The sequence below is a fragment of the Burkholderia sp. WAC0059 genome (assembly GCF_002870125.1).
Lineage (GTDB): Bacteria > Pseudomonadota > Gammaproteobacteria > Burkholderiales > Burkholderiaceae > Paraburkholderia.
The window spans coordinates 1-23,311 of the sequence record NZ_PNEO01000033.1 but is presented as its reverse complement, the minus strand read 5'-3'; the positions used below and the strand labels follow the sequence as shown (position 1 = coordinate 23,311).

The 23,311-nt window shown below is 65.0% G+C and carries 20 protein-coding genes, 1 tRNA gene and 1 pseudogene; 14 read left to right on the top strand and 8 right to left on the bottom strand.

Going from position 1 to position 23,311, the window contains the following annotated elements; all coding sequences use genetic code 11:
• Positions 1–36 precede the first annotated feature (36 nt).
• The 3 genes and pseudogenes from CY652_RS22680 to CY652_RS22670 all read right to left on the bottom strand — a co-directional run.
• A pseudogene (locus CY652_RS22680) lies at positions 37–1,308 on the bottom strand (acetamidase/formamidase family protein); the annotation flags it as partial.
• Between the two features lie 87 nt (positions 1,309–1,395).
• Positions 1,396–3,000 (bottom strand): amino acid ABC transporter permease/ATP-binding protein, encoded by a 1,605-nt coding sequence (locus CY652_RS22675; RefSeq protein WP_102132959.1) that lies wholly within the window; start codon positions 2,998–3,000, stop codon positions 1,396–1,398.
• A 28-nt stretch (positions 3,001–3,028) separates the two neighbouring features.
• Positions 3,029–3,967: an ABC transporter substrate-binding protein gene (locus tag CY652_RS22670; RefSeq protein WP_102132958.1), complete on the bottom strand. Its 939-nt coding sequence runs from the start codon at positions 3,965–3,967 to the stop codon at positions 3,029–3,031.
• Between the two features lie 403 nt (positions 3,968–4,370).
• On the opposite strand from CY652_RS22670, the gene CY652_RS22665 reads away from it, so the two are divergent.
• Positions 4,371–4,445, top strand: a tRNA-Arg gene (locus tag CY652_RS22665).
• Between the two features lie 310 nt (positions 4,446–4,755).
• Here the strand turns inward: CY652_RS22665 and CY652_RS22660 are convergent.
• The 4 genes from CY652_RS22660 to CY652_RS22645 are packed head-to-tail and all read right to left on the bottom strand — an operon-like array spanning position 4,756 to position 8,630.
• The gene (locus CY652_RS22660) at positions 4,756–5,667 is read right to left on the bottom strand and encodes an SMP-30/gluconolactonase/LRE family protein (protein ID WP_102132957.1); all 912 of its coding nucleotides are present in this window, start codon (positions 5,665–5,667) and stop codon (positions 4,756–4,758) included.
• Entirely contained in the window at positions 5,642–6,934 is a 1,293-nt protein-coding gene (locus CY652_RS22655; protein WP_102132956.1) for an MFS transporter, read from the bottom strand. Before CY652_RS22655 ends, CY652_RS22660 begins: the two co-directional genes overlap by 26 nt.
• A gap of 37 nt (positions 6,935–6,971) precedes the next feature.
• Positions 6,972–7,664 (bottom strand): RraA family protein, encoded by a 693-nt coding sequence (locus CY652_RS22650; RefSeq protein WP_102132955.1) that lies wholly within the window; start codon positions 7,662–7,664, stop codon positions 6,972–6,974.
• Positions 7,665–7,673: 9 nt separating this feature from the next.
• A complete protein-coding gene (locus tag CY652_RS22645; RefSeq protein WP_180970732.1) occupies positions 7,674–8,630 on the bottom strand; it encodes an NAD(P)-dependent oxidoreductase in 957 nt (318 codons plus the stop codon).
• A 351-nt stretch (positions 8,631–8,981) separates the two neighbouring features.
• On the opposite strand from CY652_RS22645, the gene CY652_RS22640 reads away from it, so the two are divergent.
• The 11 genes from CY652_RS22640 to CY652_RS22590 all read left to right on the top strand — a co-directional run bounded on the left by CY652_RS22640 (position 8,982) and on the right by CY652_RS22590 (position 19,487).
• Positions 8,982–10,370, top strand: a complete 1,389-nt coding sequence (locus CY652_RS22640) for an MFS transporter (RefSeq protein ID WP_102132953.1) — start codon at positions 8,982–8,984, stop codon at positions 10,368–10,370.
• A gap of 83 nt (positions 10,371–10,453) precedes the next feature.
• Entirely contained in the window at positions 10,454–11,359 is a 906-nt protein-coding gene (locus CY652_RS22635; protein WP_102132952.1) for a LysR family transcriptional regulator, read from the top strand.
• Between the two features lie 312 nt (positions 11,360–11,671).
• Positions 11,672–12,913 (top strand): D-amino acid dehydrogenase, encoded by a 1,242-nt coding sequence (locus CY652_RS22630; RefSeq protein WP_102132961.1) that lies wholly within the window; start codon positions 11,672–11,674, stop codon positions 12,911–12,913.
• A gap of 98 nt (positions 12,914–13,011) precedes the next feature.
• A complete protein-coding gene (locus CY652_RS22625) occupies positions 13,012–14,118 on the top strand; it encodes an ABC transporter substrate-binding protein (protein ID WP_102132951.1) in 1,107 nt (368 codons plus the stop codon).
• A gap of 37 nt (positions 14,119–14,155) precedes the next feature.
• Entirely contained in the window at positions 14,156–15,049 is an 894-nt protein-coding gene (locus tag CY652_RS22620) for a branched-chain amino acid ABC transporter permease (RefSeq protein WP_102132950.1), read from the top strand.
• A complete protein-coding gene (locus CY652_RS22615; protein ID WP_102132949.1) occupies positions 15,042–15,929 on the top strand; it encodes a branched-chain amino acid ABC transporter permease in 888 nt (295 codons plus the stop codon). Before CY652_RS22620 ends, CY652_RS22615 begins: the two co-directional genes overlap by 8 nt.
• Positions 15,926–16,711 carry an ABC transporter ATP-binding protein gene (locus CY652_RS22610; protein ID WP_102132948.1) on the top strand — a complete coding sequence of 262 codons (786 nt, stop codon included), beginning with the start codon at positions 15,926–15,928 and terminating at the stop codon, positions 16,709–16,711. The genes CY652_RS22615 and CY652_RS22610 overlap by 4 nt, the downstream gene beginning before the upstream one ends.
• Entirely contained in the window at positions 16,711–17,430 is a 720-nt protein-coding gene (locus tag CY652_RS22605) for an ABC transporter ATP-binding protein (protein ID WP_102132960.1), read from the top strand. Before CY652_RS22610 ends, CY652_RS22605 begins: the two co-directional genes overlap by 1 nt.
• Before the next feature lie 48 nt (positions 17,431–17,478).
• Positions 17,479–17,826, top strand: a complete 348-nt coding sequence (locus CY652_RS22600) for a RidA family protein (protein WP_102132947.1) — start codon at positions 17,479–17,481, stop codon at positions 17,824–17,826.
• A gap of 49 nt (positions 17,827–17,875) precedes the next feature.
• Positions 17,876–18,649: a maleate cis-trans isomerase family protein gene (locus tag CY652_RS22595; RefSeq protein ID WP_102132946.1), complete on the top strand. Its 774-nt coding sequence runs from the start codon at positions 17,876–17,878 to the stop codon at positions 18,647–18,649.
• A gap of 115 nt (positions 18,650–18,764) precedes the next feature.
• Positions 18,765–19,487: a GntR family transcriptional regulator gene (locus CY652_RS22590; protein ID WP_102132945.1), complete on the top strand. Its 723-nt coding sequence runs from the start codon at positions 18,765–18,767 to the stop codon at positions 19,485–19,487.
• 157 nt (positions 19,488–19,644) lie between these two features.
• On the opposite strand, the gene prpR is transcribed toward CY652_RS22590, so the two are convergent.
• Entirely contained in the window at positions 19,645–21,582 is a 1,938-nt protein-coding gene (gene prpR, locus CY652_RS22585; protein WP_102132944.1) for a propionate catabolism operon regulatory protein PrpR, read from the bottom strand.
• 211 nt (positions 21,583–21,793) lie between these two features.
• Here prpR and prpB point away from each other — a divergent pair, with 211 nt between their 5' ends.
• Entirely contained in the window at positions 21,794–22,681 is an 888-nt protein-coding gene (gene prpB / locus CY652_RS22580) for a methylisocitrate lyase (RefSeq protein ID WP_374703690.1), read from the top strand.
• 30 nt (positions 22,682–22,711) lie between these two features.
• Positions 22,712–23,311 (top strand): citrate/2-methylcitrate synthase (locus CY652_RS22575; protein WP_308410407.1); only part of this gene is annotated, 600 nt, incomplete at its 3' end.

Genomic DNA, 23,311 nt, shown 5'->3' with positions numbered 1-23,311 from the left:
TTTAGCGCACCGCCGCCCGCTCGCGCGGGCGGCCCTTCAGGCTTTCGTAAACATCTTCCTGCGGATCGAGCCGTGCACGCCCCAGTTGCCGTCGACGACCTGCGTCACGCCGAAGTCCGCCGCGACCGACATCAATGCGATCGCCTCGTCCTCGCTCAGCCGGTGCACCGTCATCAGGAAACGGCGCAGCTTGCGGAACGCGTCGCGCATCGCCTTGTCGAGGCTCGCGTGCTGCGCGACCTCGAGCTGCGCGTTCGGCCCGAGCTCGGCGAGATAGTTCGGAAACGTGAAGCCGTACACCGACCATTGCTCGTCGGTTTCGAGCAGCGGATGATCGAGCCCTTCGAGCACCGTGCCGCCGAGATCGGCCGCCTTGTGCAGCACGAACTCGAAGTCGCCCGTCAGCGAGGTTTCGATCGCGGTGCCGCCGAGCTCGCTGTCGCCTTGCGCCGCGTGCGGATCGCCGACCGAGAACAGCGCGCCTTCGACCGCGACCGGGTAATACATCCGCGCGCCCTTGCCGACGCGCCAGTCGTCGATGTTGCCGCCCGTATAACCGGGCGGAATCGAGCTCACGTAGTCGGATTCGGCCGGCGCGAGCCCCATCGTGCCGAAGTGCAGGCGCGCGGGCACCTTCACGCCCGCCAGCACGTGCTCGCGCTTGCGCACGAGCGCGTGGTCGACGCGCACGCCGGGGTAGTCGATGTTCGCGTGCACGACGCCGTCCGGGTCGGTCTGCGGCGTCCACACGTAGTTGTAGACCGCCTGCGCATGGGGCTCGCCGGACGTATCGAGCTCGAAGATCGTGACGACCTCGCGCGGCTTCGGCTCCTCGATCAGGTCGTGATACTGGAAGCCCCACGAAGCGGCGACGTTCGAGCCGAAACAGCGGCCCGCGTAGCACGCGTTGCAGCTCGGCCGCGGGCGCACGTCGAGAATCCGCACCTCGAGCACGTCGCCGGGCTCGGCGCCCTCGACGGCGACGGGCCCCGTCAACAGATGCACGCCGACGCCCTCGCCCGAGCCCAGTTTGAACGGCCCGCCATCCGGACCCGCGCCGCGCCGCGCGACGGCCTTGTAGTCGCGCGTCCACCGGAACACGCTCTCGGCGCCGGGGTCGCCGGCGATCATCCGCTCGTGGTCGTCGTTCGCGTGGTGCGTCAGCGTCTCGATCGTCGCGCGCTCGCCGGAGCGCACCGTCAGCGCGGGCGCGACCCGCTTGCTGAAATAGCCCCAGTGCACGGTTTGCGGCGACACCGCCAGAGTATGGTGTTTCATCGCGGTTCTAACCTCGTTGTGCGCCGCGCGCGGGCCATGCCGCGCGCGGACGGGAAATCGGCCGCCGGCTGCCTCGAGCCGCCGGCGCGGCAACCGGAAGCTGGAGCGATGCGCCGCTCACGACGACGCCGTCTCGAGCAGCTCGCCCGCTTCCATCGCCCTCAGGAAGCGCCGCGTGAGCGGCTCGCGCGGCTGCGTCAGCACCTCGTGCGCCGGGCCCTCCTCGACCACGACGCCGCCGCTCATGAACACGACGCGGTCGGCCACCTGATCGGCGAAACGTAGCTGGTGAGTCGAAATGATCATCGTGAGCCCGTCCTCGACCGCGAGCCGGCGGATCACGTCGAGCACCTCGCCGACGAGTTCGGGGTCGAGCGCCGAGGTCGGCTCGTCGAGCAGCAGCACGCGCGGGTTCGGCGCGAGCGCGCGGGCGATCGCGACGCGCTGCTGCTGGCCGCCGGACAGATGTCTCGGCAACGCGTCGGCGCGATGCGCGAGGCCGACGCGTTCGAGCAGGGCGTCGGCGCGGCGCAGCGCGTCGTCCCCGGACATGCCGTGTACCCAGCGCAGCGGCCCCGCAATGTTCTCGCGCGCGCTCAGATGGCTGAACAGATTGAACTGCTGGAACACCATGCCGACGCCGGCCTCGGCACGCTCGTTCGCGAGCTCGTGCGGCGTCATCGGCCGGCCGTCGACGCGATAGCCGAGGCGCTTGCCGTCGAGGCGGACTTCGCCGTCGTCCCAGCCTTCCAGATGGTTGAGGCAGCGCAGCAGCGTGCTCTTGCCCGAGCCGCTCGGCCCGAGCAGCGCGACGACCTCGCCCTGGCGGATCGTCAGGTCGAAGCCGTCGAGCACGGTCTGCGCGCCGTAGCGCTTGCGCAGCCCCTTCACCTGCACGGCGGCGCGCTGGTTCGCGAGCGCGGCGGCGCGCGCCGCGCGATCGGCGGCCGTGCGTTGCGGCAGCGGCGCGGCGACCGGCGCGTCGGGAAGCGCGGGCTGCGCGGCGACGTGCGCCGCAATCGGCCCCGGCGCGCGCCGCCACGGCAGCAGCCGCCTGACGCCGCCGCCGGCCGCGCGATCGAGATCGAGCGCCGCTTCGGCGACGAGCTGCAGCGCGGCGATCGCGCCCGTCAGCACGAGATACATGAGCCCCGACGCGAAAAAGATCGAGAAGAAGTCGAACGTCGACGAGGCGAGCTGCGTGCTGCGCAGCGTCAGCTCGTCGACGGCGATCACCGAGGCCAGCGACGAGTTCTTCAGCGCGCTCACCGACTCGTTGCCGAACGCGGGCACCATCGTGCGGATCGCCTGCGGGCCGATCACGCGACGCATCAGCACGAGCGGCGTCATCCCGAGCGCCTCGCCCGCGAGCACCTGGCCGCGGTCGACGCCGAGCACGCCCGCGCGCAGGATCTCCGCGATGAACGGCGCCTCGTTCGCGGAAAGCGCGAGCCCGGCCGCGCCGAGCGCGCTCAGCTTCAGCCCGATGTGCGGAAGCGCGTCGTACGCGAACACCAGTTGCAGGATCAGCGGCGTGCCGCGAAAGATCACCGTGTAGGCCCGCGCGAGCGCGGCGAGCGGCCCGACGCGCGAGAGCTGCATCGCGGCCAGCGCGAGCCCGACGACGAGACCGCCGGCGAGCCCGAGCACCGTCACGGCGATCGTGAAGCCGATCCCGTTCAGCAGGTACGGCAGGCCGAGGTAATGCAGGAACAGATGCATCGGCTCAGGTATCGGCTCAGGTATCGTCTCAGGTCGACGACGACACGATCAGCTTCGGCGTCTCGAGGTTCTCCACGCCGAGCGACCACTTCTTCAGAAGCTGGGTCTGGATGCCGGCCTTCTGGATCGCGACGAGCGCCTCCATCACCGCCGAGCGGAACGCCACGTTGTTCTTCGGCACCGCGATGCCGACCGAGTACGGCAGCGTGACCGCGCTCGCCTTCTCGAGCTGGGCCGGATACGCCTTCACAGCCTCGTCCACCGTGTTCACGTCGTTGATGTAGGTGTCCGCGCGGCCCGCGAGGATCGCCTGGATGCACTGCGCGTTGTTGTCGAAGAGCAGCACCTTCGCTTCCGGCTTGCCGGCCGCCTTGCAGGCCTGCGCGAGGTTCTGGATCAGCGGCACCTCGACGTAGCCGGTGTTTTCGGCGGCGGTCGTCCCGCACATCGACGTGTCGATGCCCGTGAGCTTCTTCGGATTGCCCTTCGCGACCAGCACGCCGTCGAACACCTTCGAGTAGGTGATGAAGTCGGCCGCCTTTGCGCGTTCCTCCGTCGCGTAGATGTCGGAAATCACGATGTCGGCCTGGCCGCTTTGCAGCGTCGTCAGCAGCGCGGCGAACGTGACCGGCTTGTAGGTCATCGTGAAGCCGAGGCAGTTCGCGATCGTGTCGCCGAGGTCGACGTCGAAGCCGACGTACTTGCTCGGATCGTTCGGATCGAGCGCCTCGTAACCCGGCGTGTGCGGGTTGATGGCGTTGACGAGCGACTTGCCCTTGAACTGCGGATACTTCGCCTGCAACGCCTTGCACTCGGCCGGCGCCGGCGACGCCTCGGCATGCGCGCGCCCGGAGATCGTCAGCAGCAGGAGCCCGCAGACGAGACCGAGCAGCAATTCGCGCCAGCGGCCCCCGAAGCCGGTGCCGTGCGCCGCGCCGAACCGATGCCAGACAGCAGTGGTATTCATCGAAGACCTCCCCGAGAAGGCGGATGCCGACGGCCTACCCCATGTACGCCTGTCGCATCGCTCCGGCAAAGTCTAGGTGAACGAAATTGGGGGGACTTGTCCTGACGCGCACGAATCCCTGGACCAGGATGCCTCGCGCGCGCGGGGCCCGTTCACCCCGCTCGCCCCGGCGAAAGCGGTCTTTGCTATACTCTGCCCCCGGCGACGGACCGCGCATGTCGGTGCAGACCCATGCCCCGCCGTAACGGTCGACAGTGTCACGGAGCCGCGCCGGGAAGAGGCGTAGAATCCCCGGGCGTAGCACCCGGAAACGCCCGCGGGACAAGGTAGATACCAGCCGGTAGATACCAGGCGGATGCCCGATGCAGCCAGGCTTTCCGCCCCGTCCCGCCGAAACTATCCGCTCCCCGTAGTTCAATGGATAGAACAAGTGCCTCCTAAGCGCTAGATACAGGTTCGATTCCTGTCGGGGGGACCAGACATCAAAATCAACTCGTCTCACCACGCCTCGCAAAGCCCCGCCAGATATTAATCTGCGGGGCTTTTTACTATCATCACGTCGGAACGCGTCATGAAATCTCACTTCGTTTGGGGCATGAACCGGCAGACCGAGGCAACCGAAGTCCGGTTCGTATCGGCCAATGCCACGGCTCGCGCCGGTTATCAACACAACGCATTCCGTGTCGTAACCTTTTCGCGAACCGGCCTCGTAATGTCGCCGCGTTGATTTTCGTGATGGTATCCGTCGCGCGAAGGCATACGATCACGACCGAATCCGTTCAGCCGGCCTACCGGTGGGACACCATCGGCTTGCCAGGGATCTTCATCTGTGCCCGATATATCTGGCCACTGCGCGACTCGGTTACGAAGATTTCACGATTGTCCAAGCCACCGTATGCCAGATTCGTGGAGAGATTTCCGTCGGGGGTATTGACGCGGCAGGTCGGCTCGCCACGGGCGTTAAAGACCCAAACAGCACCCATGCCAGCGTGTGCGATGAGCAGACCGCCTGACGAATCGAGCGCCAGACCGTCTGGGCCAACTCCGCCCGAAAGCTGGATGAACGTACCCACCTTCGCAACTGTGCCGTTGACGATAGGCACACGCCAGACTGCATTGGCGCGCGTTACCGCAAGCAGAAGGGCGTGCTCGTCGAGGTCCATCACAAGCCCATTGGGACTCGGCACATTGGACAACAGACAGTCCACCGAGCCATCCGGCCTCATACGGAATACCCGTCCTGTAGGGTCGTGGAGTCCCGTCAGCCCCTGGTCGGTAAAAAAGAGATCGCCGTTCGCCGCAAAGAACAGATCATTGACGGCCTTGAAGCGCTCCATGCCAGCCCGCAGCAAATAAGGCTTCACGACTTTTGAGCCCGGTTCATGCACCATGATGCCGTGCTTGTAGTCAGCGATGAAGACCAATCCGTCTTCGCGAATCTTGAGGCCGTTCGGCCAGCCATCGTATTCAACCGCGACCGAAAACCGGCCAGCCCGGTCGACGTTCAGAATTCGACCATTGACGATATCCACGCACCAAAGCGTGCCATCACGATCGAACGATGGCCCCTCGATAAAGCTCGAGGCCGCGAGGCCTGCCGGCTGGCCCGCATTCCAGTCGCTCTCAGGCGTGCCGGTACGCAGCTCGTCCGGGTAGCGAGCGAACGGTAGCGCTTCAAGCGTTTCGGGTAATGCAAACATTGCCTGTTCCCTCGGAAGCCGAGATGGGACGACGCGTGAGCGTGAGTGTGGCTACAGCGGCGGCAAGCACCAGAACCCCCGTAATGAGGAATCCCGAGTGATAACTGTGTGTCATCGAGACGACGTAGCCGGTGACAATCGGCGCCATCAAGCCAAACAGGTTGCCGCCGGTGCTGATGACGGCAATCGCAGTGCCCGAGTCCTCCTTCGAGGGCAGCAGATCGTTGACCAGCGCGATATTCGAGGCGACCGCCGCTGTGCAGCCTGTAAGCGAGAGGGTAAGAAGCAACATGACCTGCCAGAGCTGATCGACCGCGGGAATCAGCAGGACTAGTGCTGACATCAACAGGCAGACGGTAACTACAACGCGCCGATAGCCCTTCATGATTTCCTTGTTCCGGAGGTAGCGGTCACTGCACACGCCGACGATTATGCCGAGTACAGCGGCACCCGCATACGGAAGCGCCGTAAAGATTCCGCTGCGGGTAATACTCATGCCTTTTTCCGCTTGAAGGTAGCTCGGCAGCCAGGTGAGAAACAGATAGGTCGCATACACTGCGCAGCCGTGCGCGAAAGCCATTGCCCAGACGGTCCTGGAGTGCGCCAGGGCGGCGAAGCCAAGACGGTTCGACTCGGCAGAGGAGGCCCTGCCTGCGGCACCGCGTGTCGCAAGAATGTGGCTGCGCTCCTGCGCACCGAGCCACCGGGTGTTTTCCGGCTGATGGAAGTAGGCGAGCCACGCAACCAGCCAGATAAAACCACCGGCCGACACAACGATGAACGCCGCGCGCCAGCCGTAAATCGCGATGACCCAACCGAGGCCCAGCGCGCCAATCGCCGGTCCAAGCAGGCTGCCCGCGTGAAAGATCGACGTTGCAATGCCGCGCTCGTTCGCCGGCGCCCATTCCCGCACCACCCTGCCGCCTGCCGGATACGACGTCGATTCTCCCAGCCCCATGAGCAGGCGTGCGCCGAGCAACGAGACGAATCCGCCAGTGATCGCAGTCAGCGCGGTCGCCAGTGACCAGAAGCCAATACCCCAGGCGTTAACACGCTTCGTTCCGAAGCGGTCGACCAGCAGCCCCATCGGAATCAGTGCAATGAAATACAGCCACAGAAACGAGGAAAACAGGTAGCCCAGCATCACGGGGGTGAGCCCGAATTCTCTGGCGATCTGGGGCGACGCCATGGACAACGCCACGCGGTCCACGTAATTCACTACCGTAAGCAGAAAAAGGAACAGATAGATCCAATAGCGACCTTTCATCGCCCGTCTCCATAATATTGTTTTAGTGACGACGCGATTATTCGAGCGTTTCGTCCGCTCCGATGACGCCGGCAGCGCGCAGCGCATCGTCGAGCCACGGTGAGACAAGAATGCCCTCACGAATTTCGGCAAGACGTTGTGCTTCGGCCTCAAGTTTCTTCTCGGCCGCCTTGAGCACCTTGTCCACGTCCAGACGCGGAATGACCACAACGCCATCGCAATCGCCAATGACGAGGTCGCCCGGTTCGACCGATACGCCACCGATCGAGACGGGCACACCGATCCGCCCGTCAAGCCCCTTGGTCGGACCAGCCGGATTGCGACCGTTGGCGAAGATCGGCATCGGGCTGTCACGCAGCGAGGCAACATCCCGGACTGCGCCGTCGACGACGAGGCCACCCAGCCTCGCGGCAACGGCCTGCGTCACCATCAGCTCGCCGAACAGCGCACTCGACTGATAGCCCTTACCGTCGACGACAACGACATCGCCGGGTTTTGCCAACGCGAGGGCAACGTGGAACATGAGGTTGTCGCCGGGACGAACTTCAACCGGAAACGCCGGACCGCTGACGACCATGCTCGGCACGAGCGGCTGGATACTGCCGTGCAGGGCGCCGCGGCGGCCGGCTACGTCGCACAGGACAGCAGACTGGAATTCGCGTGCACGCTCGATCTGCTCCGGAGTGACGCGCGCGAAAGAGGCAACGCCGTTGAATCGGTTGGTCTGCATTCTGGGACCTCAAGTGGAAGTGTTGAGAAATTCAGGCTGTGGAAGTACACGGTGAGCCGGCGCCCGACCAGCCAGAACATCAAGGACAGCCTCTGCAGCAGCAGCGCCCATCCTGACAAGGGACTCCTTGCTGCTCGCCGCGATATGAGGCGATGCAACGAAATTCTGGAGTTCAAACAGCGGATGCGTCGCCTGAACCGGTTCGATTTCAAACACGTCGCTCGCGGCGCCGGCAATCCGTCCGTCGACCAGCGCCCTGTACAGGTCCGCTTCGTTGACGATGCCTCCTCGCGCCACATTAATGAGCAATGCGGTGTCGCGCATCAGGGCGAACTCGGCCGCGCCGATCAGATTGCGCGTCTCGGCCGATAGCGGCAGGTGCAGGGTGACAACGTCGCAACGCGCAAGCAACTCGTGAACACTGCCCGCCCGCGCAGCACCTGGCTCTTCCAACGCGGCGTCGGGCACGAAAGGGTCATAGACCAGCAAATCCGTATTGAACGCAGCCTTGAAAAGACGCGCCGTTCTTCGCCCGATGTCGCCGAATCCGAGTACCCCGACCGTCTTTCCGCCCAGTTCCATCCCGGCTGACAGCCTGGGCAGAATCGGCTGACGGACAGCCTTGTCCGCGATCGTGACCTTGCGCGCCAGGGCCAGCGTGATGGCAAGCGCATACTCGGCCACGGCAGCCGCATTGGCACCCGGCGTATTCGTGACAATGACACCAGCATCGGCGGCGGCTCCGACATCGATGTTGTCGACACCCGTTCCGTGCTTGGCAACGAGCTTCAATTTACGGGCTTTCTGCACGTCCGCTGCGCGCACCTCGAACGTCCTGACGACAACGGCGTCCGCATTCGTGTGCCAGTCCTGCTGACGCGACGCCGGATAGTCGACCACTGTGTGAACTTCAGACAACAGCTTCACAGCGCTCGCATCTATCGGGTCCATGATAAAGACGTTCATGTGCCTTTTCGCTGGTAAGGGGATATCGAAACCAAGCATAAAAGCAGACGACGCAGCCTACGTAGCGACATTTTTCGACTCGGGGTCATTCGAATCGCGACTATCCGGCATAACCCCGATACGCGGGACCGGCTTCGCCGATATTGATCAATCGACTGGACGATGAGCCTGCCAATAGACGACCCAGGCGAAGAAAGGCTAAGCAATAGGGATTTCTACCCCATTCGAAAAATGCATGTCGGACTATCGACAAATGTCGCTACACGTTCAGGCTGGAGAAGCCGTAGCATGAGCCGCAATCAAAAATCCGGAAACAACGGATCTGTTCGGGAAGCCCTGAAGGAGACGTGAATGATTAGCGGTGAGACGGCCCGCACGGGTTATCGATGGATTGTCCTCGCGATGATCTTCGCGACTTACACGATTGCCGGTGCGGATCGGGCCAACCTTGGCGTCGTCATCCCAACCATCCGCCATGAGTACCACCTGACCAATACCGACGTCGGGACGATGGCGTTTCTGTTCTACATCGGCTACGCCATAGTCCAGATTCCGTCGGGCTACCTGTTCGGCAAGCTAGGTGTCAGAGGCTTGATGGTCGTTTCCATGGTCCTCACGTCACTGTCCACGCTCTTCATGGGACTTACCGGTAGCGTATTTCAGTTGAAGGCAGCGCGGGCCATCCTTGGTCTCGCCGAAGGGCCGATCAACATCGGCATCGTGTCGACTATCAATCGCTGGTTTCCCGCGCAGGAGAAAGGTCTGGCCGCAGGCGTCTTCATGGCATCGATCAAGTTTTCACCCGCGTTCATGCCACCGCTGTGTGCCGTGCTTCTGCTCAAATTCGGCTGGCGCGATGTCTTCTATTTTTTTGCAGTGCCGGGGCTCCTCTTCTCGATACTCTGGTTCTGGCTGGTGCGAGACGAGCCCACAGTCTCCCGCGCAGTCTCGCAAAGCGAAGTCGACTACATCAAGTCCGACCCGTCCGTTGGCGGCGCATCGGAGGCTAGCGCTGCAACAGAGCCCAGCAGGCCCACGTGGGTCGACCGCATCGTCCGCACCCGCCAGGTAGAACTGCTATCTACCAGCCGTTCCGTGTGGACCTCGTGGAATATCTGGGGATGCGCATGGGGCTACTTTTTTCTGGTCGGCATCACCTACGCCATCATGACCTGGGTTCCAACCTATCTCGTGAGCGTGAAGCACTTTTCGGTCATGAAGATGGGCGCGGTCGCTTCCGCCCCCTGGTTGGGTGCCATCGTCGGCAACGTGCTCGGCGGCATGCTCTCCGATATCGTATTCGCGCGACGTCGCAAACCGGTGATGATGATTACCTCGCTCGCGACCATCGGAATGATGTATGCGCTGCTCTTCGCTCCCAATGATCCGTATATGCTGGCTGCGCTTTTCTTCGCTGCCGGCGTGCTGCTGAACCTCGGTTATTCGACGTTTCTCGTGTATCCAATGGGCATTGCCGCGCGGGAGAAGGTGCCGCTCGCCGCGTCCATTGTCAACGCGATGGGCGCACTCGGCGGTGCGCTTGCTCCGCTCATCGTTGGCATGATTCTGGACTCTTCAGGATGGCAATGGGTGTTTGCCTTCCTCGCTGCCTGCTCCGCCGGCACATTCCTGATCCTGCTGGGCATCATCGAACCTCGCGGTGGCGCAGCGCCGGGCGAGAACGCGCCCCCGGCAATCCGCAACCGGAAAGCGCCGCATCTGACAGAAAAGCGCGCCTGAACTGCACCGGCGCGCGGCTGAGTCATGCGCGCTTTTATAATGGGGGATCGCAGGCACACCTTTCCCCTGTCGGTTTCCCATCCATGACTCTCAAACAGCTTGAGGCCTTTTACTGGGCAGCGAGCCTGGGTAGCTTTTCAGTTGCAGCAACGCGTCTGAACGTCACCCAGTCCACGCTCTCCAAGCGCATCGCAGAACTTGAGGCGGCACTCCACGTTCCGCTCTTCGACCGCTCGGCACAGCGCTCCGTCCTGACTGAGCACGGAACCCGCATCCTCGGACATGCCCAGAAGATTTTGCAATTTGAAAGCGAAATTCCCCAGATCCTCGGTACCCCTCCGCACCTGTCGGGCCTTTGTCGATTCGGCGTCAGTGAACTGACTGCACTCACCTGGTTCCCCAGCTTCGTCGCCCGTATCACGAACGAGCACCCTGGCCTCGCGCTCGAGCCCTACATCGATCTGGCCGCCGGACTCGAGCGTCGGCTGGTGCGAGGAGAGATCGACTTCGCCATCTTGCCGCAAAGCCGGGAAGTGAATTCGACGCTCACGTCGATCCCGCTGGCAACGCTCGAGTTCGCATGGATGGCGTCGCCAAGGCGCATTCCTGCAGGGACCATGTTGAACCCACGGGATATTGAGCAATACCCTATCCTCACGATGACAACCGAATCCCGCCTGACTGCCGAATATGAGTCATGGGCTTCGTCAAATGACGTTCACGGAAAACGCGTGCTCGCTTGCAATAGCCTGAGCGCAATCGTGGGGCTTACGCTCGCGGATGTCGGCATCAGTTTTTTACCGCGCCTTTTTGTGCGAAAACTTGTGGCAAGTGGTCAGCTCAACGTATTCAATTGCGTGCCCGAGCTTCCGAGTATCGAATATTGTTTCAAATGGCGAACCGATGATACCCGTGCGTTTATTTCGGCCCTGGCGCAGTTCGCGCAAGAGGAGTCGGACTACACGCTTTCTCCCGGAGTCGCGCCATGACATCGCCGCTGACCCGGGAAAGGCTCGAGAGCGGTTCGACGAAATCGTAGTCACGGACACGCCCGGGATCTGACCTTCGGAAACCCCTGACCGCGTCCTGTCCGTTTCTCGAGTTCACGCCGCCCGCCGCGACAACGGCAGCAGCCAGGGAAAGCCTGATTGGAAGCGCCGCGACGATAACCCGCTGCCATCCATCCTCGGACGCCCGCCGATTGCCCGTCCTCCCGGAATATTTTTTCCCGTTGACAGCCAAATTTGACGCTCATAGTGTCGACACTTGTGTCGTATAAAAAATCCGGCAAGGAGCGTCTGATGCATGTGCTTGTCATGGGCGGCGGCGTCGTGGGCGTGACGGCGGCCTACGAATTGCTCAAGGATGGACATTCGGTGACGCTCGTCGACAAGAACGACGAGGTCGGCGCCGAAACTAGCTGGGGAAATGCCGGCATGATCGCGCCCGGGCACTCGTTCACGTGGTCGTCGCCGCGTGCACCGTGGATTCTCGCGAAATCGCTGTTCATGAAGGATCAGGCGCTGCGTTTCAAGCCGTCGATGGACCCGCACCTGTGGTCCTGGTCCTGGAAGTTTCTTGCCGAGTGCACGCAGGAGAAGTCCGCGAGCAATACGCTGCGCAAGCATCGTCTCGCGATCTATTCGCAGTCGGTCATGCATGAGACGTTGAAGGACGTCGATATCGCGTTCGACCGCATCGACAGGGGCATTCTCTACTTCTACCGGCACGAGGACCGGCTCGAAAGCGGCGTCGCGCACATGCAGATTCTGGCCGACGACGGGCAGGAAATCCGCGTGCTCGACCGCGCCGGCGTGCTGCGGCTCGAGCCCGCACTGCAGGCGGTCGCGGACGGCATTGCGGGCGGCGTGTACTGCCCGGGCGACGAGACGGGCAATTGCCCGGCGTTCACGCAGGCGCTGGCCCGCCATTGCGCCGCTGGCGGCATGGAGTTGCGCACCGGCGAAGCCATCACTGGGCTGCTCGCGTCGAACGACGAAATTCTCGGCGTACAGACGACGAAACAGACGCTGAAAGCCGATGCCTACGTGATGGCGCTGGGTTGCCAGAGCGCGGCGCTGGCGCGGCAGATCGGCGTTGCGCTGCCTGTCTATCCGATCAAGGGCTATTCGCTGACGATTCCGGTCGGCGACAGCCCGTCTCCTCCGACCATCGGCTCGGTCGACGAGGAAAACCTCGTTGCCATTTCCCGCTTCGGCGAGCACGTGCGCGTGACGGCGACCGCCGAGTTCGCGGGCTACGACACGTCGCACAAGCCGGAGGACTTCACGTTCATGGAACAGGTCGTTCGCGAGCTTTATCCGCAGGGCGCGCAATACGAGCGCGCGCATCAGTGGGCGGGACTGCGGCCGATGACGCCGACGAATCTTCCTGTCATCGGGCGAAAGCGCCACCGCAACCTGTACTTCGACACCGGCCACGGGCACATCGGCTGGACCATGTCGCACGGCTCGGCACGCATCGTCGCCGATCTGGTTGCAGGCCGGGAACCGGCGCTTTCCGTTCAGGCCGTCAACAACTGACTGACGCGCGCGATCGGGCGCAATCGCGGCGTAGTCGATTCGCGCGCGGCGGCCACCGCATTTTATCCACACGTGTAGCACTCCTCGAGAGGTCAATAATGAAGCTCAAGGCATGGCGGTCGGTTGTGGTACTGGTCACTACGTCCGTAGCGATCGGGGTGGCGGGGCGCGCATCGGCGCAGGTCGATCTTGGCGCCGTACTCCCGCTGACGGGGAGCAGCGCATCGATCGGCGAGGACCAGCGGCGCGGAATCGAACTGGCGCTTGGCCAGATCAACGCGAAGGGCGGCGTGCTCGGGCAGAAGCTCGACGTGAAGATCGAGGATTCCGGCGGCACCGCCAACACGGCGCTCGATGCAACACGCAAGCTCACGAGCGTCGACAAGGTACCCGTGGTGATGGGCGAGTTCTCATCGGGCATCACGATTCCGATCGGGCAATACCTGGTCAAACAGGGGGACGTGCACGTCAACATCGGTTCGTCGAGCCCGGCGATTGCGAAGATCGGCTCGGGCTCGTTCAGCGTGATCGGCCTCGACAATCTGTCCGCGCGTTTCGCCGCCCGGGACGTGTACGCACTGAAGCTGCGCAAGGTCGCGGTCATCGTGCCGAACAATTCATACGGGCAGAACATCGCGGAGGAGTTTCGCAAGCGCTTTACCGAACTGGGCGGCCAGGTCGTCGCGTCGGTGCTCTACACCGAAGGCCAGTCCACGTACCGGCGGGAATTGCAGCAGATGAGTCGCGCCGCGCCGGACGCCTACGTGTACAGCGCATATGGCCAGGAAGCGTCGATCATCAATCGCGAAGCCTATGAACTGGGCCTGAACAACAAGACGTGGTACGGCGTATACCTGTCGATGTGCACGAGCGACACGCCCGCGCAAATCGCACGCGGGCAGGTCGGCCTCGAAGTCGCCTCGCTCGGCACGGGCGGCGCGTCGTATGAGGCCGCGTATCAGGCCGCTTACGGCAGCGCGCCGAAGTCGTCGTTCGGCAGCTATGCATTCGACGCCGTGAAACTCGTTGCGGCGGCCATCCAGCGAGCGCAGTCGACCGATCCGGCCAGGATTCGCGTGGCCATGGTCGAGGTCGGCAAGTCGTATCAGGGGGTGACGGGCGACATTTCGTTCGACGCGCAAGGTCAGCGGATCGACCAGCCCTACGAGAAGGTGAAATTCGACCAGTCCGTCGTCGCGCGCTGAGCCGCGCATCGCAGCAGTCCCCGACAGGAGGCGCGAGATGTTTTCGTTCCTGATAGACGTGCTGATCCGCACCGCCGATCTGATGCTGGTTTCGGTCGGCGTGTCCACGCTGTATTCGCTGGTGCGGTTTCCGAATATCGCGCACGTGCAGTACGCGATGCTCGGCGCGTTTGCGACGTTGGCCGCGCAGCGCGCGGGCATGCCGTTCGCGCTCGCGGCAGCGGCGTCCTGCATCCTGATCGGCGTGCTCGCGGTCCTGCTGAACGCCTTCGTGTTCGCCCGGCTGCTGCGGCGCGGCGGAGCGACGGCGATGATCGGTTCGCTTGCGGTGTCGATGATCCTGGTCGCGGTCCCGCTCGGCATCGCGGGCTCGTCGCCGCTGCACTACGACTTCGGCGTGGCGCGTCCGGTCATGCTGTGGGGCACGCCGATTTCGGTCGCTCAAATCGCGTCGATCGGCTGCGGCGCGCTCACGCTGCTGCTGTTCGCCTGGCTGCTGTTCACGACCGATCTCGGCCGCTCGACGCGCGCCCTCGCGACCAACCGCGAACTGGCGATGGCCACCGGCATCGACGTGGCGCGCGTAACCGCGCTCATCACGTTCATCAGCGGCGTGCTGGCGGCGCTCGGCGGCACGATGCTCGGGCTCACCGAGGACGTGCATACGAACCTCGGCAACGACCTGCTGCTGCCGGTGTTCGCGGCGGCGATTCTCGGCGGGCTCGGCAATCCGCTCGGCGCGGCGGCGGGCGCGCTGCTGATCGCGCTGGCCGAAACCCTCGTGACCAATATCGATTTTGGCTTTCTGTTCGGCCGCGAGCTGGTGTTTTTCCCGATCGCCTATCTTGGCGCCGCGTCGTTCGCGATTCTGCTGCTCGCGCTGATCCTGCGTCCCTACGGTCTGTTCGACAGGGAGGTCCGGCGTGTCTAGCTTTCTCGTCCATCTGCTGACCGTCGCCGCGTTGTACGCGATGATGGGACTGGGCCTGAACTTCCAGGCCGGCTATGCGGGTCTCGTGAATTTCGGCTTTGTCGCGTTCGTCGGGCTCGGGGCCTATGCGGCGGGGATTGCGTCGAACGCCGGCCTGCCCCTCGCGACGGGGCTCGTCGCGGCCGTCGCGGCGGCCAGCGCGCTCGCCGCCGCGATGGTGCGGCTCGGGAGGAATCTGTCGTCGGACTACTGGGGCATCGCGACGCTCGCGCTCGCGGAAATTCTGCGCACGGTCGCACTCAACGAAAACGAACTTACGGGCGGTGCGCAGGGGCTCGGCGGAATTCGCGGGCTATTTCGGGGCTGGAGCGCCGTCCGGGCCGATGACGGCCTGCTCGTCGTCGTGCTGGTCTGTCTCGCGCTGTGCGTGTTGGCGTCGAACCGGCTGATCGGCGGACGCTTCGGCCGCGCGTTGAAGGTGATGCGCGAGCAGCCTGCGCTTGCGACGTGCTTCGGCTACGACCTGATTCGTCTGAAGACCCAGGCGTCCGTGGCGGCGGCGATTCCCGCCTCGCTCGCCGGCGCGCTGCTCACGTATTACATCAGCTTCGTCGGCCCCGACGTATTGCTCGCGTCGCAGACGTTCCTGATCTGGACCATCGTAATGATCGGCGGCCTCGGCAACGCGTTCGGCGTGCTCTGCGGTGCGCTCGTCGTGCAAGGCGTGTATTCGTCGGAGCCGTTCCTGAAGGACGCGCTCGGCATCGGCAGCGATCTGGCGGGCGCGATGCGCCTCGGGTTGACCGGCGTGCTGTTGCTCGCGTGCCTGCTGTGGCGGCCGCGCGGGTTGCTGCCGGAACGCGTGGGGGTATCGCGATGAGCGCGCTACTGGAAGTCCGGAAAGTTTCGAAGGCGTTCGGCGGCAACCAGGTGCTCGCCGACATGGACCTGACCGTTCAGGCCGGCGAGATCGTCGGCCTGCTCGGGCCGAACGGGTCGGGCAAGAGCACGCTCCTGAACGTGGTCAGCGGCTTCGCGCCCCCCGACCGGGGCACGGTTCTGCTCAACGGCAGGCCGATCGGCAAGGCCGGCGCGGACCGGATCGCGCGGCTCGGCGTGCGGAGAACCTTCCAGTTGCCCGCGATGCCCGAGCGAATGTCCGTGCTCGAAGTGGCGATGAGCGCATCGATCGCGCGGCATGGTCCGCTCGATTCGCTGTTCCGGCCGCGCGCCGTGGCCGAACTCGAAGCGCGCACGCGTGCCCGGGCGGAGCAATTGCTCGACGACCTGCTGCTGACGAAGGTCGCGAGCCTGCCGGCGTCGGCCATCTCCGGCGGACAGAAGAAGCTGCTCAGCATTGCCTGCGCGATGATGGACACGCCCCGCCTGCTGTTGCTCGACGAACCGACCGCCGGCGTGCATCCGAACCTGCGCAACGATCTGGTCGCGCAACTCAAGCGCATTCACGGCCTCGGCGTGACGCTGGTCGTCGTCGAGCACGACATGCACTTCATCCGCGAACTGTGCACGCGCTGCATCGTGCTGGACCGGGGCAATCTGATTGCGAACTGCGCGCCGTCCGAACTCGACAAGAGCGAGCGCGTGCTCGAGGCGTACCTGGGCGGCGCGCGCAACGCATACCGAATCGCGGAGGGCACATGATGATGGAGGTCGACAGGATTACCGCCGGGTATTCGCGCGAAGTGGACATTCTGCATCGCGTGTCGATGCAGGTCGGCCCGACCGAGATCGTCACGATACTGGGGCCGAACGGCTGCGGAAAATCGACGCTGCTCAGGAGCATCGCGGGCTTTGTGGTGCCGCGCGAGGGCGCGATCCGCATTGCCGGCGCCGATGTGACCCGCGTGCCGGTCTATCGCAAGGTAGGCGAATTCGGCGTCGGCTTCGTGCCGCAAACCGATAACGTTTTTCCGGCGCTGTCGGTGCGCGAGAACCTGATGCTCGGCGGCAAGTCCCTGTCCGCGCGCGAGCGCGAGTCGCGCTCCGAGGCGCTGTGCGCGCTTTATCCGGTGCTGAAAAAACGCTATCGCGCGGCGGCGGGCGGACTGTCCGGCGGCGAGCGCCAACTGCTCTCGCTGGCGCGCGCGTTGATGCCGCGGCCGCGCGTGCTGCTGCTCGACGAGCCGTCCGCGGGGCTTTCTCCGAAGATGCTTTCCGAAGTATTCGAGGCGATCCGGCGCACGCGCGACGAGGAGCATATCGCGGTGGCGATGGTCGAGCAAAACGCCGTCGAGGCGTTGCACATTGCCGACCGTGCCTATGTGCTCGCGATGGGCGAGGTCGCGCTCGAAGGGCCGGCGCGCGAACTGCTCGAAAGCGAATCGATGCGTACGCTTTATCTCGGTGGCCGCGCGGCGTAGCGCGGCTTTTTCTTGCCATTCCCGTTCCTACGTTACGGAGTGTCGTCCATGCAGATCCAGCGTTTTCATGTCGGGCCCCGCCTGACGCATGTCGTCGTGTACAACGGTTTTGCATTCACTTCCGGGCAGGTGGCCGAAGACCCCTCGCAGGACGTGAAGGGGCAGACCGCACAGATTCTCGCGCGAATCGACTCGCTACTGGCAGACGTCGGAACGGACAAACGGCGAATCCTGTGGGCCAACATCTGGCTCGCGGACTACACGACGTTCGCGGACATGAACGAGGTATGGGACAGATGGGTACCCGAAGGCTGCGCACCGGCACGCGCGTGCGTGGAATCTCGGCTCGCATTTGCGCAATACACGGTCGAGATCGGCGTGATCGCCGCCGTCTAACTCCCGCGGCGCCCGGCGGGCGCCCACACACACGGAAGGCGAGGTCGACATGAACACGGTGGCGTTACCCGACAATTACGTGCGCCTGGATTTCACGCTGGACGAAGGCGTGGCACGCCGCGCCGCCATCGGGCTGGTGGTGCTCGCGACCGATCACACGATCGAGCACGAGTGGCGCAAGATGCTGACGCTCGACGGCGTCGCGTTTTTCGAAAGCCGCCTGCTGAATTCGGCGGACATCACCCCCGAGACGCTCATGGAAATGGAAGGGCGCATTGCGGATGCGGTTGCGCTGCTGCGGCCCGGCGAGCGTATCGACGTGGTGGCGTTCGGCTGCACGTCCGCGTCGATGGTGATCGGCGAGGAGCGCGTGTTCGAGCGGATTCGCGAAGTGCGGCCACAGTCGCGCTGTACGACGCCGATTACCGCGGCGCGCGTCGGCCTTCAGAAACTCGGCACGACGCGCATCGGTCTGCTGACGCCGTACGTCCGGCCCATCAACGAGGCCATGGCCGCGTACCTGGGCGAGCGCGGCATCGACGTGACCGCGATGGGCTCGTTCGAGCACGGCAACGACAACGAGGTCGCCCGCATCGACGACGCATCGCTGCGCCGCGCGATTCTCGCCGTCGGCGCGCGCGACGACGTCGACGCGGTGTTCGTGTCCTGCACGAGCCTGCGTGTGGCCGAGGCGCTGGCCGGGATCGAGGCGGAACTGGGCAAGCCCGTCACGTCGAGCAATCACGCGATGGCATGGCACGCGTTGCGGCTGGGCGGCGTAGATGACGCATTGCCGCAATGGGGCCGGCTGTTTACGGTCTGAGGCGGAGACGGGGCGATACGCGAGGCCGGTGCTGCACGGTAGAATGGCCCGAATTCCGGTCCGGCCGCCGCCCAGGACCGGTCCACTTGCCAGCAACCAGAGACTTCCCATAAACATGGCGGGCTACACGTCCCTTATCCGCAATCCTCGCCCCCGGGTACGCGAAACCGTTGCGCCGAAGCGCGCCGGGCTGACCGTAAACGACCTGTACGCGAAGCTCAAAGAGATGGCCGTGCTGTACAAGATCCGGCCGGGCGAACGCGTGAACGAAGTGGAACTCGCGGAGCGCTTCAGCGTGAGCCGTTCGCCGTTGCGCGAAGCGCTGAACCGCCTGGTTGCCGAAAGCCTGCTGAATTTCGTGCCGAACCGGGGCTTCTATGTGCGCGAACTGGACCGGCAGGACGTCTTCGACCTCTACGAAATGCGCCGCAGCATCGAGTCGGCGGCCGTGTTGCTGGCGGTTTCGCGCGCGGCCGACAAGGACGTCAAGGCATTGCGCCGGTTCTGGAAGGAAGCGCTGAAGCTCAAGCACAGTATTTCGAATGAGGAACTGGTCGCGAAGGACGAAGAGTTTCACGTGCGCCTCGTGGCGCTGTCCGGCAACAACGAAATGGTGCGTTGCCTGTACGGAATCAACGCGCGGATTCACTTCGTGCGCTGGATCGATATCGAGCAGCGCGGCCACGACGCGTTTGCCGAGCACCTCGATATTCTCGACGCGCTCGAATCGCGCGAGGACGCGCGCTGCCGCGAGCTGGTGGAGGCGCACGTGACGTGGCGGATGGAGGAGATCACGCGGGTCGTCGATGCGGGCGTGGTCAAGCTGTATTCACGATAGGGGCTTGCGCCGGGTTCGCCCGCCGTCTCCGGAAGAAGGGCGATGCGCGTCGCCTTGCCGGTGCTGCCGCGACCGGCGAAACTGAAACACGTCGAGCGAACCGACAATAATTTACGGAAAATCAGCGGGTCTTCGGCCGGGCCGCGGACCGCCCCCGTCAGCGCCCCCCCTGCAACCTCCGCCAAAGCGTCGTCTTGCTGATGCCTAGGGTCCGACAGGCGGCATCCCGATCGCCGCCGCAGGCTTCGAGCACCGCGCGGATTTCGTCCGTCTCGAGGCGGCGGCGCCGCTCGCGCAGCGTCGGCGCCGCGGCGTCGCCGCGTCCGAGCACTTCGGGCGCGATCGCGCGCAGCGTCTGCGCGGTCAGCGTCACGCCGCCCGCGTCGGGATCGGCCAGCTCGACGGCGATCCGCTCGATTACGTTCTGCAGTTCCCGGACGTTGCCGGGCCACGCATAGCCGGCCAGCAGATCGCCCACGCCCGCGAGCAGCGCGGTGGCGGCCCTCTCGTCCGGCACTGCCGCGGCAAGCAACGGCTCACGCTGCGCGGCCTGCACGAGCAGCCCGGCCGCGAGCGGCAGCACGTCCGCGCGGCGCTCGCGCAGCGCCGGCAAAGCGATGTTGAGGATATTGAGCCGGTAGTAGAGATCGGCGCGGAAGCGGCCGTCCTCGACGTCCTCGATCAGTGCGCGATGCGTCGCGGCCACGACGCGGACGTCGATGCGGATCGGTTCGGTCGAACCCAGCCGGACGACCTCGCGCTCCTGCAGCACCCGCAGGAGGCGGCTTTGCAACGGCAGCGGCATCTCGCCGATCTCGTCGAGAAACAGGGTGCCGCGATGCGCCGCCTCGATGAGCCCTGCCTTGCCGCCCCTGCGGGCACCCGTGAAGGCGCCCTCCTCGTACCCGAACAGTTCGCTCTCCAGCAGCGCCTCGGGAAACGCCCCGCAATTGATCGCGATGAACGGAAAATCGCGCCGCGTGCTCAGCCGGTGCATCGCCTGGGCGACCATTTCCTTGCCCGTGCCGCTCTCGCCGAGAATCAGCACCGTCGCGTCCGAACGCGCGTAGCGCCGCACGAGCGCCTTCACGCGCGTCATGCCCGGACCGGTGCCGACCATGTCGTCGAGCTGGTAGCGGGCGACGAACTGCTGTGCCCTCGGTCGCGACCGCAGCGTGCGATCGAGCCGCTCGACGGCACGCGACTCCTGGAACGTCAGGACCGAGCCGTCGGGCTCCTCGCCGCCCGCGAGCGGGCCGCGATGCACGACGTAGCTGACGCCGCGAATCGTGGCCGGCAGGTCGGCCCCCGTGTCGGGCAGCATGCCGGCCAGCTCGGGCACCAGCTCCGGCAGCGTGTGCCCGACGGCCTCGCCGGCAGCCACGCCGAGCGCGCCCGCCAGGCGCTCGTTGATGGCCTCGATGCGCCCCCGCGCGTCGAGCGCGGCCACGCCGTCGCGCATGTGCTGCAGGAGGTTGTCGAGCCGGCGCCGCCGGAACCCTTCCATCCGCATCGCCTGTACGACTTCGAGCGCGGCGTCGAAGGCCGCCCGCACCGACGCGTGCGAATAAAAGAACACGGCGCCGAGCCCCGCGCGAGACGCCAGATCGGTCACGAGTCCCGGGCCGACGACGACCTGCACAGCCTGATCGCGAAGCTGGCGCACGCAGTTCTCGGCGTCCTGAATCGACCGATACGCAGCAAGCCGGACGCCGATGCCGTACGCGGCGGCGAAGTCGCGCACTTCGTCGGGAATCTCGCCGTGCATCACGAGCGCGACCGACGCCGCTTCGCGCCGTGCCCGCGCAAGCGCGTGCATCACGTCGAAGCCGGTCGGATTGATCAGCACGACGGGCACGGCCACACGCGTCTTCAGGTAGGCGCCGTTCGAGCCGCCGGCCACGATCACGTCGGGCGCGGCCGCGCCCGTGGCGGCGATCTCGCGCACGGCGTCGTCGAACCCGCGCGAGACGACATGCAGATCGGCCCGCTCCGCATATTCGTCCGCTATATCTAAAAAGAGGTCGCGCAACCGGCTGATGCCGACCGCCCAGATGCGCGGCCGCGGCGTCACGTTGACTTCACGTAGGGGCATAAAGGTTTCGCTTGATAAGCAATAAAGGCGGCAACCGGCAGTATCGCCTGAATTTCCCTTCTGAATCGTGAAATTTCAATTTTGAAAATATCGCGGTGCCCGCTCCGTGCGGAATCCTCCGGTTAATCAGGCGATTAGAAAAAATCCCGCTGGTGGCCCGCTTTTTGCAGTTATCGCGCCCATTTCCAGTGGAGACCTGAGCGTGAACGTTATCCAGACTCATCCCTCATCGGCCGGCGCCCGCTTCCGCGCCGCCGTCGCCACCGAACAGCCGTTGCAGGTCGTCGGCGCGATCACGGCGTACGCGGCAAAGCTCGCCGCCGCGACGGGCTTCAAGGCCGTCTACCTGTCGGGCGGCGGCGTCGCCGCGAACTCGCTCGGCATTCCCGACCTCGGCATCAGCACGATGGACGACGTCCTGATCGACGCGGGCCGGATCACCGACGCCATCGACCTGCCGCTACTCGTCGACATCGACACCGGCTGGGGAGGCGCCTTCAACATCGCACGGACGATCCGCTCGTTCATCAGGGCCGGCGTCGCGGCCGTGCACCTCGAGGACCAGGTCGGCCAGAAGCGGTGCGGCCATCGCCCCGGCAAGGAAGTCGTCGCGAAAGACGAGATGGTCGACCGCGTGAAGGCCGCCGTCGATGCCCGCACCGACGACCAGTTCGTGATCATGGCGCGCACCGACGCCGCCGCGTCCGAGGGGCTCGACGCCGCGATCGACCGCGCGGTCGCCTACGTCGAAGCCGGCGCCGACATGATCTTCCCCGAGGCGATGAAGACGCTCGACGACTACCGCCGCTTTAAGGCCGCTGTGCGGGTGCCGATCCTCGCGAACCTGACCGAGTTCGGCTCGACGCCGTTCTTCACGACCGACGAGTTGAAGAGCGCGAAGGTCGACATCGCGCTCTACTGCTGCGGCGCGTATCGTGCGATGAACGCCGCGGCGCTGAACTTCTACGAGACCGTGCGCCGCGACGGCACGCAGAAGGCCGCCGTGCCGACGATGCAGACGCGCGAAGACCTCTACAGATACCTCGGCTATCACGCGTATGAGGACAAGCTCGACGCGCTATTCGCCACGAAAAAATAACCAGGACGAGACAACGGAAAGGAATCGATCATGAGTGAAGCGAACAACGGCACCCAGCCCGCGAGCGGCGGCTTCAAGCCGAAGAAATCGGTGGCATTGTCGGGCGTGCCGGCGGGCAACACGGCGCTGTGCACGGTCGGGCGCACCGGCAACGACCTGCACTACCGCGGCTACGACATCCTCGAAATTGCCGGCGCCTGCGAGTTCGAGGAGGTCGCCCACCTCCTCGTCCACGGCAAGCTGCCCAACGCCGCCGGGCTCGCGGCCTACAAGGCGAAGCTCAAGGCCCTGCGCGGCCTGCCCGCCAGCCTCAAGGCCGCGCTCGAGTGGATTCCCGCCGCCGCGCACCCGATGGACGTCATGCGCACCGGCGTCTCCGTGCTCGGCTCGCTGCTGCCCGAGAAGGACGACCACGCCCCGACCGGCGCGCGCGACATCGCCGACCGCCTCATGGCCTCGCTCGGCTCCATGCTGCTCTACTGGTACCACTACGCCCACAACGGCCGGCGCATCGAGGTCGAGACCGACGACGATTCGATCGGCGCGCACTTCCTGCACCTGCTGCACGGCGTCCAGCCCCCGAAGTCGTGGGTCGAGGCCATGCACGTCTCGCTGAACCTGTACGCCGAG

Bases quoted from the DNA above. Each gene is read 5' to 3' on its own strand.
- CY652_RS22590 (WP_102132945.1), top strand. From the start codon at position 18,765: ATGGCGGGCTACACGTCCCTTATCCGCAATCCTCGCCCCCGGGTACGC.
- CY652_RS22660 (WP_102132957.1), bottom strand. From the start codon at position 5,667: ATGTTTGCATTACCCGAAACGCTTGAAGCGCTACCGTTCGCTCGCTAC.
- CY652_RS22620 (WP_102132950.1), top strand. From the start codon at position 14,156: ATGTTTTCGTTCCTGATAGACGTGCTGATCCGCACCGCCGATCTGATG.
- CY652_RS22595 (WP_102132946.1), top strand. From the start codon at position 17,876: ATGAACACGGTGGCGTTACCCGACAATTACGTGCGCCTGGATTTCACG.
- CY652_RS22625 (WP_102132951.1), top strand. From the start codon at position 13,012: ATGAAGCTCAAGGCATGGCGGTCGGTTGTGGTACTGGTCACTACGTCC.
- CY652_RS22670 (WP_102132958.1), bottom strand. From the start codon at position 3,967: ATGAATACCACTGCTGTCTGGCATCGGTTCGGCGCGGCGCACGGCACC.
- CY652_RS22640 (WP_102132953.1), top strand. From the start codon at position 8,982: ATGATTAGCGGTGAGACGGCCCGCACGGGTTATCGATGGATTGTCCTC.
- CY652_RS22650 (WP_102132955.1), bottom strand. From the start codon at position 7,664: ATGCAGACCAACCGATTCAACGGCGTTGCCTCTTTCGCGCGCGTCACT.
- CY652_RS22645 (WP_180970732.1), bottom strand. From the start codon at position 8,630: ATGAACGTCTTTATCATGGACCCGATAGATGCGAGCGCTGTGAAGCTG.
- CY652_RS22655 (WP_102132956.1), bottom strand. From the start codon at position 6,934: ATGAAAGGTCGCTATTGGATCTATCTGTTCCTTTTTCTGCTTACGGTA.
- CY652_RS22675 (WP_102132959.1), bottom strand. From the start codon at position 3,000: ATGCATCTGTTCCTGCATTACCTCGGCCTGCCGTACCTGCTGAACGGG.
- CY652_RS22610 (WP_102132948.1), top strand. From the start codon at position 15,926: ATGAGCGCGCTACTGGAAGTCCGGAAAGTTTCGAAGGCGTTCGGCGGC.
- CY652_RS22605 (WP_102132960.1), top strand. From the start codon at position 16,711: ATGATGGAGGTCGACAGGATTACCGCCGGGTATTCGCGCGAAGTGGAC.
- CY652_RS22600 (WP_102132947.1), top strand. From the start codon at position 17,479: ATGCAGATCCAGCGTTTTCATGTCGGGCCCCGCCTGACGCATGTCGTC.
- CY652_RS22635 (WP_102132952.1), top strand. From the start codon at position 10,454: ATGACTCTCAAACAGCTTGAGGCCTTTTACTGGGCAGCGAGCCTGGGT.
- CY652_RS22630 (WP_102132961.1), top strand. From the start codon at position 11,672: ATGCATGTGCTTGTCATGGGCGGCGGCGTCGTGGGCGTGACGGCGGCC.
- prpR (WP_102132944.1), bottom strand. From the start codon at position 21,582: ATGCCCCTACGTGAAGTCAACGTGACGCCGCGGCCGCGCATCTGGGCG.